General features: G+C 35.5%; 22 protein-coding genes. 17 read left to right on the forward strand and 5 right to left on the reverse strand.

Features of this window, described 5'->3' with window-relative positions; translation table 11 throughout:
* Nucleotides 1-254 precede the first annotated feature (254 nt).
* Nucleotides 255-539 (reverse strand): type II toxin-antitoxin system RelE family toxin, encoded by a 285-nt coding sequence (locus tag AC2IP4_RS19135; RefSeq protein WP_012535033.1) that lies wholly within the window; start codon nt 537-539, stop codon nt 255-257.
* Nucleotides 529-777 carry a type II toxin-antitoxin system Phd/YefM family antitoxin gene (locus AC2IP4_RS19140; protein WP_045103969.1) on the reverse strand — a complete coding sequence of 83 codons (249 nt, stop codon included), beginning with the start codon at nt 775-777 and terminating at the stop codon, nt 529-531. The genes AC2IP4_RS19135 and AC2IP4_RS19140 overlap by 11 nt, the downstream gene beginning before the upstream one ends.
* Nucleotides 778-1,541: 764 nt before the next feature.
* Here AC2IP4_RS19140 and AC2IP4_RS19145 point away from each other — a divergent pair.
* On the forward strand, nt 1,542-1,994 hold the full coding sequence (locus tag AC2IP4_RS19145; RefSeq protein WP_486310879.1) for a GNAT family N-acetyltransferase: 453 nt from the start codon (nt 1,542-1,544) through the stop codon (nt 1,992-1,994).
* Nucleotides 1,995-2,688: 694 nt separating this feature from the next.
* Here AC2IP4_RS19145 and AC2IP4_RS19150 read toward each other — a convergent pair.
* Together AC2IP4_RS19150 and AC2IP4_RS19155 are read right to left on the reverse strand one after the other, a co-directional pair.
* Complete coding sequence (locus tag AC2IP4_RS19150) at nt 2,689-2,988, reverse strand: type II toxin-antitoxin system RelE/ParE family toxin (RefSeq protein WP_017019248.1); 300 nt, start codon at nt 2,986-2,988, stop codon at nt 2,689-2,691.
* Entirely contained in the window at nt 2,985-3,227 is a 243-nt protein-coding gene (locus AC2IP4_RS19155) for a type II toxin-antitoxin system ParD family antitoxin (protein WP_017019247.1), read from the reverse strand. Before AC2IP4_RS19155 ends, AC2IP4_RS19150 begins: the two co-directional genes overlap by 4 nt.
* 312 nt (nt 3,228-3,539) lie before the next feature.
* Between AC2IP4_RS19155 and AC2IP4_RS19160 the strand changes: the two genes are divergently transcribed.
* Together AC2IP4_RS19160 and AC2IP4_RS19165 are read left to right on the forward strand one after the other, a co-directional pair.
* Complete coding sequence (locus AC2IP4_RS19160) at nt 3,540-3,950, forward strand: TIR domain-containing protein (RefSeq protein WP_486310880.1); 411 nt, start codon at nt 3,540-3,542, stop codon at nt 3,948-3,950.
* A complete protein-coding gene (locus tag AC2IP4_RS19165; RefSeq protein ID WP_486310881.1) occupies nt 3,947-4,750 on the forward strand; it encodes a caspase family protein in 804 nt (267 codons plus the stop codon). Before AC2IP4_RS19160 ends, AC2IP4_RS19165 begins: the two co-directional genes overlap by 4 nt.
* A 22-nt stretch (nt 4,751-4,772) precedes the next feature.
* Here the strand turns inward: AC2IP4_RS19165 and AC2IP4_RS19170 are convergent, their stop codons facing one another.
* Nucleotides 4,773-5,897 carry an ISAs1 family transposase gene (locus AC2IP4_RS19170; RefSeq protein WP_375319889.1) on the reverse strand — a complete coding sequence of 375 codons (1,125 nt, stop codon included), beginning with the start codon at nt 5,895-5,897 and terminating at the stop codon, nt 4,773-4,775.
* Nucleotides 5,898-6,256: 359 nt separating this feature from the next.
* On the opposite strand from AC2IP4_RS19170, the gene AC2IP4_RS19175 reads away from it, so the two are divergent.
* The 14 genes from AC2IP4_RS19175 to AC2IP4_RS19240 all read left to right on the forward strand — a co-directional run bounded on the left by AC2IP4_RS19175 (nt 6,257) and on the right by AC2IP4_RS19240 (nt 16,337).
* Nucleotides 6,257-6,838, forward strand: a complete 582-nt coding sequence (locus AC2IP4_RS19175; protein WP_486310882.1) for a hypothetical protein — start codon at nt 6,257-6,259, stop codon at nt 6,836-6,838.
* Nucleotides 6,839-6,989: 151 nt separating this feature from the next.
* Nucleotides 6,990-7,244, forward strand: a complete 255-nt coding sequence (locus tag AC2IP4_RS19180; RefSeq protein WP_486310883.1) for a hypothetical protein — start codon at nt 6,990-6,992, stop codon at nt 7,242-7,244.
* A 59-nt stretch (nt 7,245-7,303) separates the two neighbouring features.
* Entirely contained in the window at nt 7,304-8,260 is a 957-nt protein-coding gene (locus AC2IP4_RS19185) for an IS30 family transposase (RefSeq protein ID WP_486310642.1), read from the forward strand.
* Between the two features lie 68 nt (nt 8,261-8,328).
* Nucleotides 8,329-8,559, forward strand: a complete 231-nt coding sequence (locus AC2IP4_RS19190; RefSeq protein ID WP_486310884.1) for a hypothetical protein — start codon at nt 8,329-8,331, stop codon at nt 8,557-8,559.
* Nucleotides 8,560-8,716: 157 nt separating this feature from the next.
* On the forward strand, nt 8,717-9,181 hold the full coding sequence (locus tag AC2IP4_RS19195; RefSeq protein WP_486310885.1) for an ASCH domain-containing protein: 465 nt from the start codon (nt 8,717-8,719) through the stop codon (nt 9,179-9,181).
* A gap of 142 nt (nt 9,182-9,323) precedes the next feature.
* Nucleotides 9,324-9,911, forward strand: a complete 588-nt coding sequence (locus AC2IP4_RS19200; RefSeq protein ID WP_486310886.1) for a hypothetical protein — start codon at nt 9,324-9,326, stop codon at nt 9,909-9,911.
* A 135-nt stretch (nt 9,912-10,046) separates the two neighbouring features.
* Nucleotides 10,047-10,703 carry a hypothetical protein gene (locus AC2IP4_RS19205; RefSeq protein ID WP_486310887.1) on the forward strand — a complete coding sequence of 219 codons (657 nt, stop codon included), beginning with the start codon at nt 10,047-10,049 and terminating at the stop codon, nt 10,701-10,703.
* A 195-nt stretch (nt 10,704-10,898) separates the two neighbouring features.
* Nucleotides 10,899-11,309, forward strand: a complete 411-nt coding sequence (locus AC2IP4_RS19210) for a VOC family protein (RefSeq protein ID WP_069594778.1) — start codon at nt 10,899-10,901, stop codon at nt 11,307-11,309.
* A 239-nt stretch (nt 11,310-11,548) separates the two neighbouring features.
* The gene (locus AC2IP4_RS19215) at nt 11,549-12,613 is read left to right on the forward strand and encodes a hypothetical protein (protein WP_486310888.1); all 1,065 of its coding nucleotides are present in this window, start codon (nt 11,549-11,551) and stop codon (nt 12,611-12,613) included.
* A gap of 260 nt (nt 12,614-12,873) precedes the next feature.
* Entirely contained in the window at nt 12,874-13,446 is a 573-nt protein-coding gene (locus AC2IP4_RS19220; protein ID WP_486310889.1) for a hypothetical protein, read from the forward strand.
* Between the two features lie 206 nt (nt 13,447-13,652).
* A complete protein-coding gene (locus tag AC2IP4_RS19225) occupies nt 13,653-14,408 on the forward strand; it encodes a hypothetical protein (protein WP_486310890.1) in 756 nt (251 codons plus the stop codon).
* 293 nt (nt 14,409-14,701) lie between these two features.
* The gene (locus AC2IP4_RS19230; protein ID WP_486310891.1) at nt 14,702-14,986 is read left to right on the forward strand and encodes a hypothetical protein; all 285 of its coding nucleotides are present in this window, start codon (nt 14,702-14,704) and stop codon (nt 14,984-14,986) included.
* A 185-nt stretch (nt 14,987-15,171) separates the two neighbouring features.
* Nucleotides 15,172-15,480, forward strand: a complete 309-nt coding sequence (locus AC2IP4_RS19235; RefSeq protein ID WP_023604646.1) for a transposase — start codon at nt 15,172-15,174, stop codon at nt 15,478-15,480.
* 11 nt (nt 15,481-15,491) lie between these two features.
* Complete coding sequence (locus tag AC2IP4_RS19240; RefSeq protein WP_054776360.1) at nt 15,492-16,337, forward strand: IS3 family transposase; 846 nt, start codon at nt 15,492-15,494, stop codon at nt 16,335-16,337.
* Nucleotides 16,338-16,371: the final 34 nt, after the last annotated feature.

The raw sequence follows: 16,371 nt of genomic DNA on the forward strand, positions 1-16,371 counted from the left end.
GCTTTTATAACACTTGCGATTGCAGCCCTGACTGACAAGGCAAGTATAAAAAAGGCCGAAATACTCCAGGATTTATTCAAAAATAAAGGAGCACACAAGGTTAAATGGTATTACTAGATACAGCTAACAAATGCATCAACACGATTTGCTACACTCGGCATTCTAGGTTTCTTTTAGTTTACTATATTAAGTGGTAAATTTAGGCTTAGTTTGCATGGTAGCAAACGTGTTATGCAGGCGTTAAACCGCCATGGTCAAATTCGGTGCATCGCTTTTTTGTATACGTCGCTGCGTTCTCTTTTGCCAACAGCTAAAACAGTGACAATTATTACGTCATCCTCAACTTTGTATACTAACCTGTAACCAGATTGTCGTAGCTTAATTTTGTATAAATTATCAGCGCCTGATAGTTTTGACGCTGGCACGTGAGGATTATCTAAGCGTTCTAATAACTTTTTCTTAAATTGCTCACGAAGCGTTGCACCTAGTTTATTCCATTCTTTATATGCGCTCTTTTTGAAATCTAACTTATAAGTCATGGATGTTTACCGAAATAGTTTCTTCATTCTCTCGTTCTGCGGCAAGAGATAATAGTTCTAGATCTTCAACTCGATCCATCAATAGCTCATAAGCTTCTGCTGGTACACAATAAAATGCAGGCTCATTTCTGTTTAATACAGCAACAGCTTCACCATAAGCACTTGAAGCCACTTTCATTGGGTTAGCTTTAAACTCGGTAATGCTTGCTGCAACATCAGCTAAAATTCTAGTAGTCATAATAGTCTCTAATTAGGTTGATTATTCGGTCATTATAGCGTGTCATTGCGGTTTAACAAAGCAATCAACACGATTTATTACATTCGGCGTTGTAGATTTGCCTTTGGTTTCGGTGTTTAAGGCAGTAAAATTCAGCTAAGTCGTCGTAGTAATAAACGTGTTATTGCGGCGTTACACGAACTCTAAGATCGTAGTTTTTTGGCTCAGTTCAGCGATTGAGCCATTAGTTTTTTAGGTGTGAAAGTAGGGTGAGTTTCCTTTTTCTTTGTTGCCTTTTAGTCTTCATTTCATCAGATTCGGCAATTGACCATTATTGCCAAAAATTCATGGGTTTCAGAAACCAATTCACGCTTCAATTGTTCATGGTTTTGCCTCATTTTATCCTGAATCAGTGTTTTCCTCGTAGTATTCTCAATCCCAATTGTGGTGAGGATATTTGGTTTATTAGCTCAAAATAGGCTGAAACCAAATCGTACAAATGGTGTAAGAAAAAGGGATTGCTTCGTTTCACAGTTATTGTTGGTGAAATGATATTTTGCTCGCTAAATTGAGCCAGTCTAATTAAACTCAGTTTACAGTAAATCTTGGTAAATCAGTTCTTTACCAAGTTAATTGGAGCGAAAGCAAGGCTCGTATAACAAAGCAATCAACACGATGCTATTTACATTTGGCATTCGCGGTTTGGAGTATAATTGGTTTGGTTAGTCGGTCGTTCGCACGTGTTATTGCGGCGTTATACCTTTTTCTGAAATAGGGAGATTTCAATGAAAATAATAGAATGTAAAATTAGTGAGTTAGATGATATTTCGGTTTTATTCGATGCTTATCGACAGTTTTACGGACAACGAGAGAATTTATTTGAATCTCAACAGTTTATATTAGAACGATTAAATAATGCTGATTCGGTAATTTTTATTGCTTATTCGAGTGAAGATCGGCCGCTGGGTTTTGTTCAACTTTATCCTTCTTTTTCATCCGTTTCAATGCAGCGAATGTGGTATCTCAATGATTTGTTTGTTAATGAATCAGCACGAAAACAAGGTGTTGCTCGGTCACTTCTTCAACGCGTAAAACAGTTTGCTATTGAAACGGGGGCTCTAACCGTGAAACTAGCTACTTCTGTTGATAATATAGAGGCTAAGTCTCTTTATATATCTGAAGGTTACGATAAAGTTGTTGCTTTTGAGCATTATACTCAAAGGGTAGTACAGGTATAACAAATGCATCAACACGATTTGCTACACTCGGCATTGTCAGTTTGCCTTTAGTTTCAGTGATTAAGGCATTAAAATTGAGGTAAGTCTGTATCGTAGCAAACGTGTTATGCAGGCGTTGTGCGTACTGAGTCCGAAATTTTTTGTACGGTTCATCAAAAGGATCGCGGCTTTCGTAGTTTCGGCTTAGTAAGCGTTCCTTTCTTCTTTATTGCCTTTTGGTTTTCGTTATTATTAGGTTCGGCAAATTGGCCCTTATTTCCCTAAGTTCAGGCGTTTCAGAAGCTATTTTACGCTTCAATTGTTCTTTGGTTATGCCTCATTTTAGTCTGCATCAGTGTTTTGCTCGCAGCATTTTCAATCCCAATTGTTGTTAGGATATTTGGTTTATCAGTTCCAAATCTGCTGAAACCAAACCGTTCAAATGGTGTAAGAAATGTATCTGTTTTCCATTCACTTTATCTCGCAGTTTAAGAACATTTTGTTCGCTTAATTGGCATCGGTAAATTAGAATCTAGGCTTAGAAAATCTTGGCAGGGCAGTTCTTTACCAAGCTGGCCAAGCCAAAAGTAAGCACGCACAACAATCGCATCAACACGATTTATTACATTCGGCGTTCTGGGTTTGTCTTGGGTTTTGTGATTAAGGCGGTTAAATTCAGGTTGGTCTGCATGGTAATAAACGTGTTATGCCAGCGTTATGCGCCAAAAATAGGGGAGATGTCCATGCTTTTGTGCAGGATTCTAATTATCTGTATTTGTTGGCTACCTGTTTGTTTGTAAAATATTACGTGGCTACCTTGGGGAAATTTTCGATAACCATTCCTAATTTCATCACAGCCTTTACCTATATCTGGATTTTCCGCTAACAACCAAAAAGAATCATCAAACTGTTTAAGGTAAATATTTCGTTGCTCTTTTCCCCAACGACGAGCCGTAAATATAGCTACGTCCTTAAGATCATTTTTTGCTGAAATCGTTAATGTGAATGGCTTCATTTTGAATTTTCGCTATCAAGTTCATTAATAAATGAATCTAGATCGTAATCAGCGACCCCGCTTTCTTCTCCTTCAATAAGAGAGTTACGTAATGTATGCAATTTTGTTTCTTGTGTTTCAAGTAAACGTAATGCAGATCGAATAACCTCACTGGTTGAGCCGTATCTTCCAGATTGAATTTGTGAGCTAATAAAGCCTTCAAAATGATCACCTAAAGTAATACTTGTGTTTTTAGCCATTGCCTTAACCATAAAATACCAAATAATATAGTGATTATGGTATAAAATTCAAATTAGTCAAGTCGCGCATAACAAAGCAATCAACACGATTTGCTACATTCGGCATTCTAGGTTTGTCTTGGGTTTTGGTGTTTAAGGCGTTAAAATTCAGGCTGGTTTGTGCAGTAACAAACGTGTTATTGCGGCGTTATACCATGGGTTAATCCTACAGAATTAAAGAAAATTAGATAACATCATTGAAATTCAAAGTAACAATACCCATATAAAAAGTAGGCTTAATGGTAAGCTGTAATAATAATGGAGCAACTTCAGATGGCAAATCCTCGCGCTTTTATCAGTTTTGATTTCGATCATAACGAAACAGAAAAAACTCTCTTTGTTGGGCAAAGTAAAAACTCTAAAACCCCATTTTCTATTGAAGATTGGTCTGCAAAATCTGCTATGCCTCAATCTCAATGGGAAAGTATCGTTAAAGATAAAATTAATAAATGTAACATGGTCATAGTGTTATCTGGTAAAACTATGGCGAGTGCTACTGGTGTTGGAAAAGAAATTGAAATGGCCAAAAGTCAAAATGTTCCTGTTTTTGGTATATATGTTGATGGTGCTAATACGCAAAGTAATTTGCCTAAAGGACTAGCTAGAAACCGAACTATCAGTTGGAATTGGAGCGGAATTGAAAGTGCAATTACTCAAATGATGGGTGAAGGTAAAAATAAATGAAAAAAGCGCTGGTAGTTGGTATTAATGATTACCCATCAGCACCACTAAAAGGCTGCATCAATGATGCAGCTGGACTTACATCTATTTTAGAAACCCATGGTGACGGGGCTCCTAATTTTGATGTAAGACTAGAGACTGATGTAAAAACCAAATCAAAATTAAAAGGCATGATCTCAGAATTATTTTCTGGAGAAAGTGATACTGCATTATTATATTTTTCTGGGCATGGTTTTTTGAATGAGCTAGGTGGCTATTTGGTCACCCCTGATCATGATCAATATGATGAAGGTATTTCAATGGATGAAATACTGAAACTAGCCAATGCTTCGAAAGTGAAAAATAAGATTATTATCTTGGATTGCTGTCATTCTGGTGCATTTGGAAATGCTACTGAAGGTTGTGGTGCAATGCAAATTAATGAAGGAATAACTATATTAACTGCAAGTAGCGCAAAGGAGGCATCTTTAGAAATTAATGGTTATGGTGTTTTTACCAACCTATTAATTGATGCTCTTCAAGGTGGAGCCGCAGACTTGCGAGGCCATGTATCACCAGGTGGTATTTATGCATATATAGATCAAGCGTTAGGTGCGTGGCAACAAAGACCTGTATTTAAAACAAATGTGACCAGATTTACCTCATTAAGAGAGGTAACGCCGCAAGTTCCTCTTAGTATTTTAAGGAAAATAATAAAATTATTTCCAAATGCCCAAGATGAATTTCAATTAGATCCATCATTTGAAGATACAAACAAAGAAAACGTACCGCACTCTATAGTTAAACCCAGGGTTCCCTCGTGAGTTACAAAATTGTTAAAAACCCTTAAGTACCAAACAAAACTCTCTCTCGAAACTCAGTATTTAACGCGCATTTCAATTGTCTTCGTTTCAATGTCCCTTTCATCTCTACAAGCTTAATAAAATTCATACACATTTGACGAATTCGAGATAGGTTTTCTGATGCATGCTTGTAGATGATCCGGCTGTTATCTTCATTCATTACAGTGTCCAACCACCAGTGCATACTTTCTACGCCCCAATGGCCTCGGCATAATTGGCCAAATTCTTCTGCTTTCATTTCCTTAGAAGAAATGAAGTATCTAACGCCTAAACTTCCCGAAGGCTCTCCGTTTTTCTGTTGATAAGTCGTTGCTATACATAAACTTTTTAAGCCTTTCCATTTAGAGGCAAAATCTCCATATTTATCCGTAAATGGAACAACAATATAACTTCTTAAGGTCTTACGACCCCGTAGACAAATTTCTTCTTCCTCAAAAGAATCACTCGCATAATCGCATAATTGCCCTAACGAAAAGTGTTCAGTAAAAACCTTATGGAGACTTGGTTGATTGTCTTTTACTGACATTAAATAGTCCCCTTTACGTTCAACTATTAGCTCTGCAATTGCTCTCTGGCAACCCATTGCATCAACACTAATTACTCGACCTTTAACTCTGATTAATTTAAGCAACTCAGGGATAGTCTTTATTTCATTCGATTTCGAGCTCGTTTTTAGTTGACTTAAAACCAGACCAGTATCAACAGAATAAGCATTAACCATATGTGTTAGGCATTTCTTCTTACTATAATCATACGTGCCTTTTAAAGACTTCCCATCAATAGCTATATGATTGGTTTCTAACGACTTTTCATTTTGAATGTCGTTACACCATCGAGTAAAACAAAGAGAAAATTCATCTGGGTCAACCAATCCAACAATGCGAGCCGTTGTATCTTGACTTGGAATGCCTGATAAATATGGACTGAACTTTTTAAGCCATTCTAAGTTCTCTTCTCCAAAGGCTTCTATCTCATCCCAGGTTTTCATTCCACACAACATGGCTGTCACCACTTGGAACAAAACTTCGAAGAAATCGTAAGTGATTTTTCGTTTCTGACGGCTATCACTTAATATGTTAAAATGGTCTTTGAATTCGTCGTAATTCATCTTTTGAATCTCATTTAGTTATCTAAACAGTATAAGATCACGTCAGATCGCCAAATTCAACTTATTTTTAAATTTTTATCCCGAAAAATTAAGAAAATCCGCGTAAATAACATGCGGGAACCCTGTAGTTAAACCTTATGCAACCGATGAAAATGTTACCATTTTCAAAGAACTACAAAAATTACAAAGTGTAGGGCTTGTTGTGCCAGTGAACTCCGACTATATGTATTTTGCTGCAATGGAATCAAAAAGTTGCAGATTGACATCGTTAGGTAATCATTATTGGCGTTTAGTTAAAGAACGTAGAATTTAAATCAAAGCTATGTAAACTTATATGGATTAAATTTTAAGTAATTATTATGTCGATAGATAATGAAACTTTAATGCAAAAAGAGGTTGCATTTTATAATGTAACTTTAAATGCTTGGTATACAACTAAGTTTGAAAAAGATAAGCATATTATGAGTTTATCTACAATCGGAGTTGGTTTTCTCGTTACACTTGCAACAACGGTAGGAGCAAAAACACCTCTAGCAATAACAATGTATTTGCTAGCAGTTTTTGCTTTTTTAATAAGTATATTATCGGTACTGTTCATTTTTACTAGAAACGCCAATTTTTTGAAAAGAATCTTGACGGAAGATAATTGTGAGGATGATGTTATTCTTTGCTGGCTAGATAAAATAGCGATGATATTTTTTGTTCTTGGAATTGTTTTCATGCTATCTATAGGTGGTTTAGCATTGACGGATAATCATAAAAAGGAATCTATAATGAATGAAAATGAAATAAAAAAAATGGTATCAAGTGAGCAGGATATTAAGAAAAAAAGTTTAAATGGTGCTCAATTTTTACGTCCTTCTAGATCTCAAGAAGCAAGTCACCGAGAAAATGTACCAGAGGAAGGTCAAAGGCCACAAAATTCAACTTCTGAGTCATAATGGTATAACAATCGCATCAACACGATTTACTACACTCGGCATCTCTGGTTGTCGGGTGTTTCTCGTTTTAAGGCGTCAAATTTAAGTATAATTGCTTGGTAGTAAACGTGTTATGCAGGCGTTATGTTCTACGAGTTAATTAAGAGGTTATATGGAAACATTTTTAGTTGCGATTTTAGGTTCTATGTCGACCGTTACTCTTACGTCGATAGGTGTTTATTTGAGTCGAAATTGGTTGATTACTCGTTTAAATGCATCGATTAAGCATGAGTATGATGTGAAGTTGGAGAGTTATAAATCTCAAGTAACACGCAGTGAACAAGCATATGAGGAAATTATCAATGCACTTTATGACATGATTAGTTACTTCCTAGATCCCAAGAATAACCGACACACTTTGGTATAGATTAGAGAGTCAGTTGCCTATAAGCTTCAAGCTCTCACACAATCAACTAAGGTAATCCCATGGGACACCAATATAAGCAACTGACACTAAGTGAAAGATACCAGATTGAAGCTTGGAATACACACTGTATTTCTGCTCGGGAAATAGGACAAAAATTAAAACGGAGCAATGGTTCCATTTCAAGGGAATTACGACGCTGTCCTGCTGGAAGTTATTCTGCCGAGCAAGCGCATAGACATGCTTTTCAAAAAAGAACACTTTCAATTAAGCATACAAAATGTAACCAAAAGAATAAGAAAATTATTCAAACATACCTGCGACTTGGTTGGAGTCCAGAGCAGATATCTGGACGGATGCGTAAAGAAAAAATAGAAAATACAATATGTTGCAGTACGATTTACAATGTAGTTAAAAGAGAGCATTGGCAAAGAATGCTTGCTCGAAAAGGTAAAAAATACAAACTACGTAAAGGTGTAGAAGCAGGAGCAAGATTAATCCCTAACCGTGTTGATATCTCTCAACGGCCTACAATTGTTGACGATAAATCAGAAGTTGGCCACTGGGAAGGTGATACAGTTTATGGCCAAGATGGGTATTTAGTCACGATGGTAGAGCGAGTATCTAAGCTATTAGTTACCTGTAAAGTACGCAGTAAGTCCAAAAAAGCCGTTACTCGTGGAATAAATCGCATGATGAAGCCCTTTAAAGGGCTTTGCAAAACAATCACATTTGATAATGGCGGAGAGTTTGCGGGTCATGCTAAGATAGCTAAGCATCTGAACTGTGACATTTATTTTGCTAAACCTTACCATTCCTGGCAGCGAGGTTTGAATGAGAATACCAATGGTTTACTAAGACGTTTTTTCCCAAAGGGAATGGCCATTGGAGAACTTGCAGCAAAAGAGATTAAACAGGCAGAGCTTTTGATTAATTCGAGGCCTAGAAAGGCATTAAATTTTCTGAGTCCGAGTGAGTTTTTAAACGGTAAGCGTGTGTCGGTTATTGTTACGATCTAGCCTTCCGTGTACATAAAGAAGATTACGGACAAGGTACTGGTTTATCAGAAGAACGTGAATCTGAATTGATGCATAAATATATTTTAGCTTCATCATCTTTAAGTAAAGCAACGGATATTGGTACATTTTATATATCTGATAAGGCAGGGGATATTCTCAGCAAATTAAGACAACGAGAACAACTTGATTATTATAATGAGCCTAAGTTTGATTTTTTCGAGCAAGAATATCAAGAACATAAATTGGCTTTAGAAAAAGTAATGAAAATTGCTAAATTGGATTTAAAACGAACCAATTAAGAACGAACATAACAAATGCATCAACACGATTTGCTACACTCGGCGTTGTCAGTTTGCCTTTAGTTTCAGTGATTAAGGTAGTAAAATTCAGCTAAGCCTGCATAGTAGCAAACGTGTTATGCAGGCGTTATATTGCGAAAATAGTTAAGAGGATTTCATGGAAGAACAGTCTCAAATCTACTTGAATCAATATCTTAGTTCACTTTCTGAAACTGAGCGTAAAAAATATCAATCATTCAGTTCAGACTATTTCTGTGCTGATGAGCATAATGCCAATTTATGTGCGGAATTAATCCGAATTGGTCAAAAGACAGCAACTTGTAGTTTAAACGTTTGGTATGAATCTGGTGAAGAACCAATTCCAACCGTTGGTCACTTACAAGTGGTCGTTGATTGGAATGGAAAACCAATTTGTATCATTGAAATTGATTCAGTTGAAACGTGTAAATATAACGAAGTTACGGCTGATTTTGCTTATGCAGAAGGCGAGGGCGACCGTTCATTAACATGGTGGCGTGAAGCTCATTGGCGTTTCTTTGCTGCTGAATGTTCAGAGTTAAATATTAAGCCTACTGAGGACATGGTTCTTGTATTGGAACGATTTCATGTCGTTTATCAATAGGCAATATAACAAATGCATCAACACGATTTGCTACATTCGGCATTCTAGGTTTCTTTGAGTTTACCGTATTAAGTGGTAAATTTTGGCTTAATCTGCATGGTAGCAAACGTGTTATGCAGGCGTTATAAGTTTGTGAGGTAAAATGCTAAAGTTACAAGATGATGAATTAGTGCAGTATAGAGCAAGTGGGTTAGGAAAGTTAATAAAAATAGTAGCGTTCCAATTTAAACACTATTGTTTAGAAGTGAAAGAAATGCATTCTAAATTTGGTCATGTTCCGGAAGTTGAAATTATTAACCAAGAATATCCTGAATTTTTTGACCGCTCGATAACAGCGAGTGTTTTTACAGGAATGGTTTTAGAAGCTTATTTTTATGACTATGCTTGTGTTATACGTTCAAAGACGTATGCAAGCAAAGTATCTCAACAAAATATAAAAGATGAGTTTATCGAATTAATTTCTACGTCGGAAGATAAAAATAGTATTACTGATTTATCTATTAGGATTGAAAGTTTAAAAATCACAAGAAATCATTTTGTACATAACAAAAGTACAGATTTCGGGAAATATAACATAACTAAAAATGAATGGCTGACGCCTAATACTTGTATCGATTTATTAGTTGATATCTTTGATTTTTTTGCAACACATAATCAAGATTATATTTTATCAAATGTTTTAAAACAAGAGTTGATGAAATTAAAGCAAAGTGAAATGGGCGTTGAGTAACTTATAACAAATGCATCAACACGATTTGCTACATTCGGCATTCTAGATTTCTTTGGGTTTACCGCATTAAGTGGTAAATTTAAGCTTAATCTGCATATTAGCAAACGTGTTATGCAGGCGTTATATGCTTCAAGGATGAAAAAAGTGAAATACGATATTTCTTTTATACATACAGGTCAGGTTCATATTGAAAAATTTGGTTCATTAGTTGCTGAGCTTTCGCCTAATTTGCTTATAAATCATATTGTTGATGAGTCATTGTTAACTCATGCTCAGCAGTTTGGTGTTGATTCGATATTAAAATCTAACCTTCTAGCCCAGTTGGAAGCTTTGAGTTTAGTCAGCAAAGTCATTGTGATCACTTGTTCATCGATTGGTGGCATTGCTGAAGAAATAGATAACTTAAATGGTTGTAAAGTTCAACGAGTCGATCAGGCAATGGCTGACTTTGCTGTTGAAAATGGAAATAATATTTTGGTTCTTGCGGCATTAGAAAGTACTTTAGAGCCAACTCGTGAACTGTTGTTGAAGTCGCTAGCCAAACACAACTCAAAATCTAAGCTTACTTTGTGCCGTGTTGAAAATGCATGGGATTACTTTCTAGCTGGCAAAATGGAACAATATTATGAGCAAATCAGTGCCGTAATTACCTCTAATGAGACAAAGTATGACTTAATCGTATTAGCTCAGGCTTCAATGTCTGAGGTTCAAAATAATGTTAACGTCTCTATTCCAGTCATTAGCAGTCCACGCCTTGGTGTCGAACGAGCAATAAAAGCACTAACAATTTAAGGCGCATATAACAAATGCATCAACACGATTTGCTACACTCGGCGTTGTCAGTTTGTCTTTAGTTTCAGTGATTAAGGCAGTAAAATTCAGCTAAGTCTGTATCGTAGCAAACGTGTTATGCAGGCGTTATATGCAAAAATGAGTTTATGAGCTAAATAGGGTAGAATTCTACTTTTGAACTGTAGTGAGCCACAAATGAATAAGCCCATCGAACAAAGAATTGGTAATATCGCCTTAGTTGTTGAAAATTATGATGATGCAATTGAATTTTATACCAAAAAACTACAATTTGAACTTGTCGAAGATACAGATTTAGGCGGTGGTAAACGTTGGGTTCAAATATCTCCACCTAATTCAACAGGAACAAATTTGCTATTGGCTCAAGCAAGCAATGATGACCAATTAGAATCAGTTGGCAATCAAGCTGGCGGTCGTGTTTTCTTATTTCTTCAAACTAATGATTTCTGGCGTGACTATGAGTTTATGAAAGCTCAAGGTGTCGAGTTTACTGAAGAACCACGTGTTGAAGAATACGGCACAGTTGTTGTATTTAAAGACTTATACGGTACAAAATGGGACTTATTGCAGTTAAATCAAGCTAACTAAGTCTGTAGCATATAACAAATGCATCAACACGATTTGCTACACTCGGCGTTGCCAGTTTGTCTTTAGTTTCAGTGGTTAAGGCAGTAAAATTCAGCTAAGTCTGTATCGTAGCAAACGTGTTATGCAGGCGTTATGTGCTAATTGTGAACGTTTACCTTGTAGAATAATCATTTGGTTGTGCTTATAGGTTGCTTTAAAATAAGAGTCTTTGTTTGATTGTATTTTAAGTTGAGGTTGTAGTGCTATATCTGGTTAGCTTTTTGTGTGGTGTTGTTGGTATTTTCTTTGGTTTCTTTTTTCTCGGTCGGTTTTCAGATCAAGCCTTAACCGAGTCATTTTTTACAACAACAAGTGAATTTGGTAACTATGGCACTTGGTTAGCTTCGATAAGTGGTTTTGTTACATTGATTTTACTTATATATCAAAACTCTAAACTTAGTAAACGTCAGGATAATCTTGACCGAAAAGAAGAAACAGTTAAAGCTAACAATCAAATAGATAAATATAATGGATTAATATTTATATTAAGCCAGCATCGTGTTGATAAGTCTAATGAATTCAACACAATTTATCGGCTACTAGAAATAGCATATAAAACCAAAAAAGAAGATCAAGTATTTTCAAGTTGGTTAAAAATGTTCAAAAAAGAACGTCATGTTTCCAATAGTCACAATTTTACGTCAAAAATAACTAATGAAATACATAAACTTGGTGCTCAAGACTTATATCAATTGTTTCACTATTTATGTTTATCTAGACAAGATGTTACAAGTAAGCTTGAAATTAGCTTAGATTTAGGTGTTTTTTCTCAAAAAATAATATCGAGTCCTGAATTTAAAGAAAACAAAAAGGATAACGATCAAGTTATCATCAATGAGTGTATAGGTAATTTTTGTAGAGAATTACATTCAAGTAACATAAGAAAAATCATAAACACTAATATTGATAGTCTTGATGGAATAAAAGCTGACTTTGAAAGCCAATATTCTATTTATAATGTATCTAGTCATAACTCACCACAGCAAAAGGAAACTATTAGAGCTATGCGTGAACTTGTATTGACTAAAATGACAGTTATATTGGCAAAATATTTTACTTTGCTAGAAATCCTGGCAAAGGAAGTTACTTTGTTAGAGGAGTGTTTAATTAGACTTGAGGAGTCTTTTGGACAGCACTTAGATAAAAGGTATAGTCATCTATCTGGACATGATTCCGTTTTATTAAAAACAACTCAAAAGAACACCTTTTTATTAGAGTTGTCATCGTTAGAAGTTATTCTTTTCGAATTATTTCCACAAAAATAGCTAAAATGGTAGTTGGTGATTTGCACATAACAAATGCATCAACACGATTTGCTACACTCGGCGTTGTCAGTTTGCCTTTAGTTTCAGTGATTAAGGCGTTAAAATTCAGCTAGGTCTGTATCGTAGCAAACGTGTTATGCAGGCGTTATGTGGCAGGACAACTCGGTAGAATTTGTAAAGTGTCAGAGGATTATCTATATCACAAAGTATATTAAATCAATATGATAGAATAAAGTTTCATAATAACTATTGAGGCAACTATGCATCTTTTGGCAACCCAAACAGAAAAAATTAGAACTGTAAATGAACGTATCAAGCCGCGACTTAAAGAGATTTCATTATGTGGAAAAATTAGTCAAGAAATGTTTGCTTCTGGTGAAAGTTTTGAAAATGTAAAGTTCACACTTGGAAATTTAAAGATCAATGTAGGATCTAATCACCGAGACTTAACCGATCCTATTCTAGATACTGGGATTACAATGGTTAGAGTTATGGTGCAATTTTTGGGCTACACGGTAAAAGCTACGAACTTACCACTACAGTCTTATAATGCGCGTCCTGACGATCTTACGATTGAAAGCTTTGGTCTTAGTAAGCCCTCTACTAATAGTGCAAATGCGGATTATATCTTCAGCTCTTTGACAGAGAGAGAAATCACAGCCATCAAAGAAGTCACTCTCAAGACAAATAATGGTGTAGCTCACTTAACTATTAATCAAACTAAAAGTATTGGGCTTGATGACCTCTCATTAGCTTGTTCAAGTATTCTTAAAGTTATGAGAATTAAGCTGCTAGATCCATTGTCTATTAGTGATATTTGCGTTAATTGGTAATAGCCACATAACAAATGCATCAACACGATTTGCTACACTCGGCGTTGTCGGTTTGTCTTTAGTTTCAGTGATTAAGGCAGCAAAATTCAGGTAAGTCTGTATCGTAGCAAACGTGTTATGCAGGCGTTATATGCAAGGGGGGATACGGTATTAATTACAATGACTTTAAAAATAAGCTAGAAAGATTAGGGTTCAATTATTTTTATTTGAATTCAGTATCAAATAGGAATTTCAGGATTAATTATAACGATCAATTAACGACTGAATTCAACTCGATCCACGATGCTGGATGTAAATACAATTATATTGGTGAAAGTGAATATCAAGTATCTATTGATTTACCTATCAATATACTTGATGCTAAAAGCTTAGCTGATAACAAAGATCTACTCATAACTTGTATTGAAATCTTTGATTGGGGTGATGTTCAAAAATCAAATATATTATCTGCTTTAAAGCTTCATCGGAAAGGTGACTTAAGATGTTACTTGAATAAAGCTAAAAAGTGGTTTGAAGATGATAATAATCTTAGTGAACCGAACTTTAAAGTAATTTGGTCAAGTGGGTGGACTAAAGTTTATTCTTTTATGTTTCAGTACACTACGATCTATGATTCAAGAGTTGCAGCATTTATTAATCAAGTATTGTTAGATTTCTGTAATACCTTAACCGACAAAGAGAAGCTAGAGTTACAAATTATCAGTAAAGGATTATTAACGTTTGGTGGCAATGTAAAAAATAGCGATGGAAAAATTCGTATAAGAGTTATGGAAAAGCCTGCAGTTGACTTACTTCAACTTTATAAAAGCCCAAATGAAAAGAGGAAAATGTTAGCGAATAAGAAAGCGTCTTGGTTTATTCGTTATATGGCCGAGCTTGATACAGTTGATTTTAATCAAAAAGAGTTTAGAAATTTAGATAAGGCTGCATTCATGCTTGGGTTCGATCTTAGTCAATGGTGATTTGCATATAACAAATGCATCAACACGATTTACTACACTCGGCGTTGTCAGTTTGCCTTTAGTTTCAGTGATTAAGGCGTTAAAATTCAGTTAGGTCTGTATCGTAGTAAACGTGTTATGCAGGCGTTATGTGCTTTTTTATTGTTTGAGCTTCTTCTCTTTTCTATTGAGTAGAGCGTATTTTATTTATCATGAAGAGTATAATCTCTTAGCTTGAGAAATGAAGATTAACAGTATCGTTAAATTCTTAATGACTCAATTGAAATCTAGTTCACGATATAAGGTTAAGCTTTATGAAAGATCCTGATATTGAATTTCACAAATGGAAAAATGAACGTAAAAGAGGAATGATTAGCTATATGATACGTAACTCTAGTCTTGCTCTATTTGGTTTACTTGTTGGACACATTCTTGCTGGTTTTATTTTCCCATCTTCTGTGTGGTATTTATCATCAATACAAGAATCAGCGATTTATATCACAATTGCAATTTGTGTATTGATACCAACAAGTCTAATTTCATGGTTTTTTCGAGAGCGTAAATATCAAAAACATCTGTCTAAATTGAAACGCACATAACAAATGCATCAACACGATTTGCTACACTCGGCGTTGTCAGTTTGCCTTTAGTTTCAGTGATTAAGGCAGTAAAATTCAGTTTAGTCTGTATCGTAGCAAACGTGTTATGCAGGCGTTATGTTTTGGTGTGCCCCACAGAATTAGAACACATTCTATACTTAGGTTATACCTATCTGGAGGCTACCATGAGCAAGCATTATACTAAATCTTACCCTGAAGAGTATCGTAAAGAAGCTGTTCGACTCGCAGATCAAAAAGATAGAACGACGGCTTCCGTCGCGAAGGAATTAGGGTTACACCCTAATCAAATTTATAACTGGCGCAGACAGTTTAACCTTCTGACAAATAAACAGTTTACGGTTCATGATGGTATCGATTATTCAATAAAAGAAAACTCAGAAATGCGTAAGATGAGAAAAGAGCTAAATGACCTAAAAAAAGAGAATGAGTTCTTAAAAAAGGCAGCGGCGTACTTTGCCAAAAACCAAGAGTAAAGTACGCTCTTATTCGTGATTTTAGAAGTAACTATAGTGTTCGTTTTCTTTGCCGAGTTTTAAAAGCATCTTCAACTGGTTTTTATGCATGGCATAATAAATCATTAAGCAAAGCCTCCAAAAGGAGGCTAGACTTTGAAAAGAAGATATTATCAACCTTTGCTGAGTTTGAGGCTAAATACGGCTCTAGAAGAGTTAGGAATGAGCTTGTAAAGCTAGGATATCCTTGTTCAACTAATTATGTAGCAAAGATCATGAAGGATCGAGGTATTAGAGCCCATAACGGAAAAGGCTTCCGTTATGGACGACGAGTTGAATCAACTCGTAATGTGGTAGGCAACATTTTAGACCGGCGCTTTACCGCTGAAAGCCCCAACGAACGTTGGACAACAGATATTACGTACATTTGGGTTAATGATAAATTTATGTACCTGGCCGTTGTTATGGACTTATTTTCAAGGAAAATAATTGGGTGGTCATTAGACGACTCAATGACTGAGGTTCTTATTTCAGATGCATTAAAAATGGCCTTCCGTCGAAGAAAGATTAAACAAGGTTTAATCATTCATTCAGATCGAGGAGTTCAATACCGTTCTAACAATTATCAAGAACTTATAAATGATAATGGTTGCGTCCAAAGTATGAGTCGAACAGGAAACTGCTGGGATAATGCAGCAATGGAATCCTTTTTCAGTCGACTAAAAGTCGAACTGATTTACCCAAAGAATTATCAAACAGTTACCGATGTTCAAACTGGCATATTTGAATATATTGAGATCTTCTATAATCGTAAGCGCAGTCACTCAACATTAAACAACTTGAGTCCATTTGAATTTGAAAGTAAATTTGTAAAATAAAGTGTTCGCTTTTCGAGGGGCACACCAGTTTCTA

This window comes from Aliivibrio thorii (genome assembly GCF_057368585.1).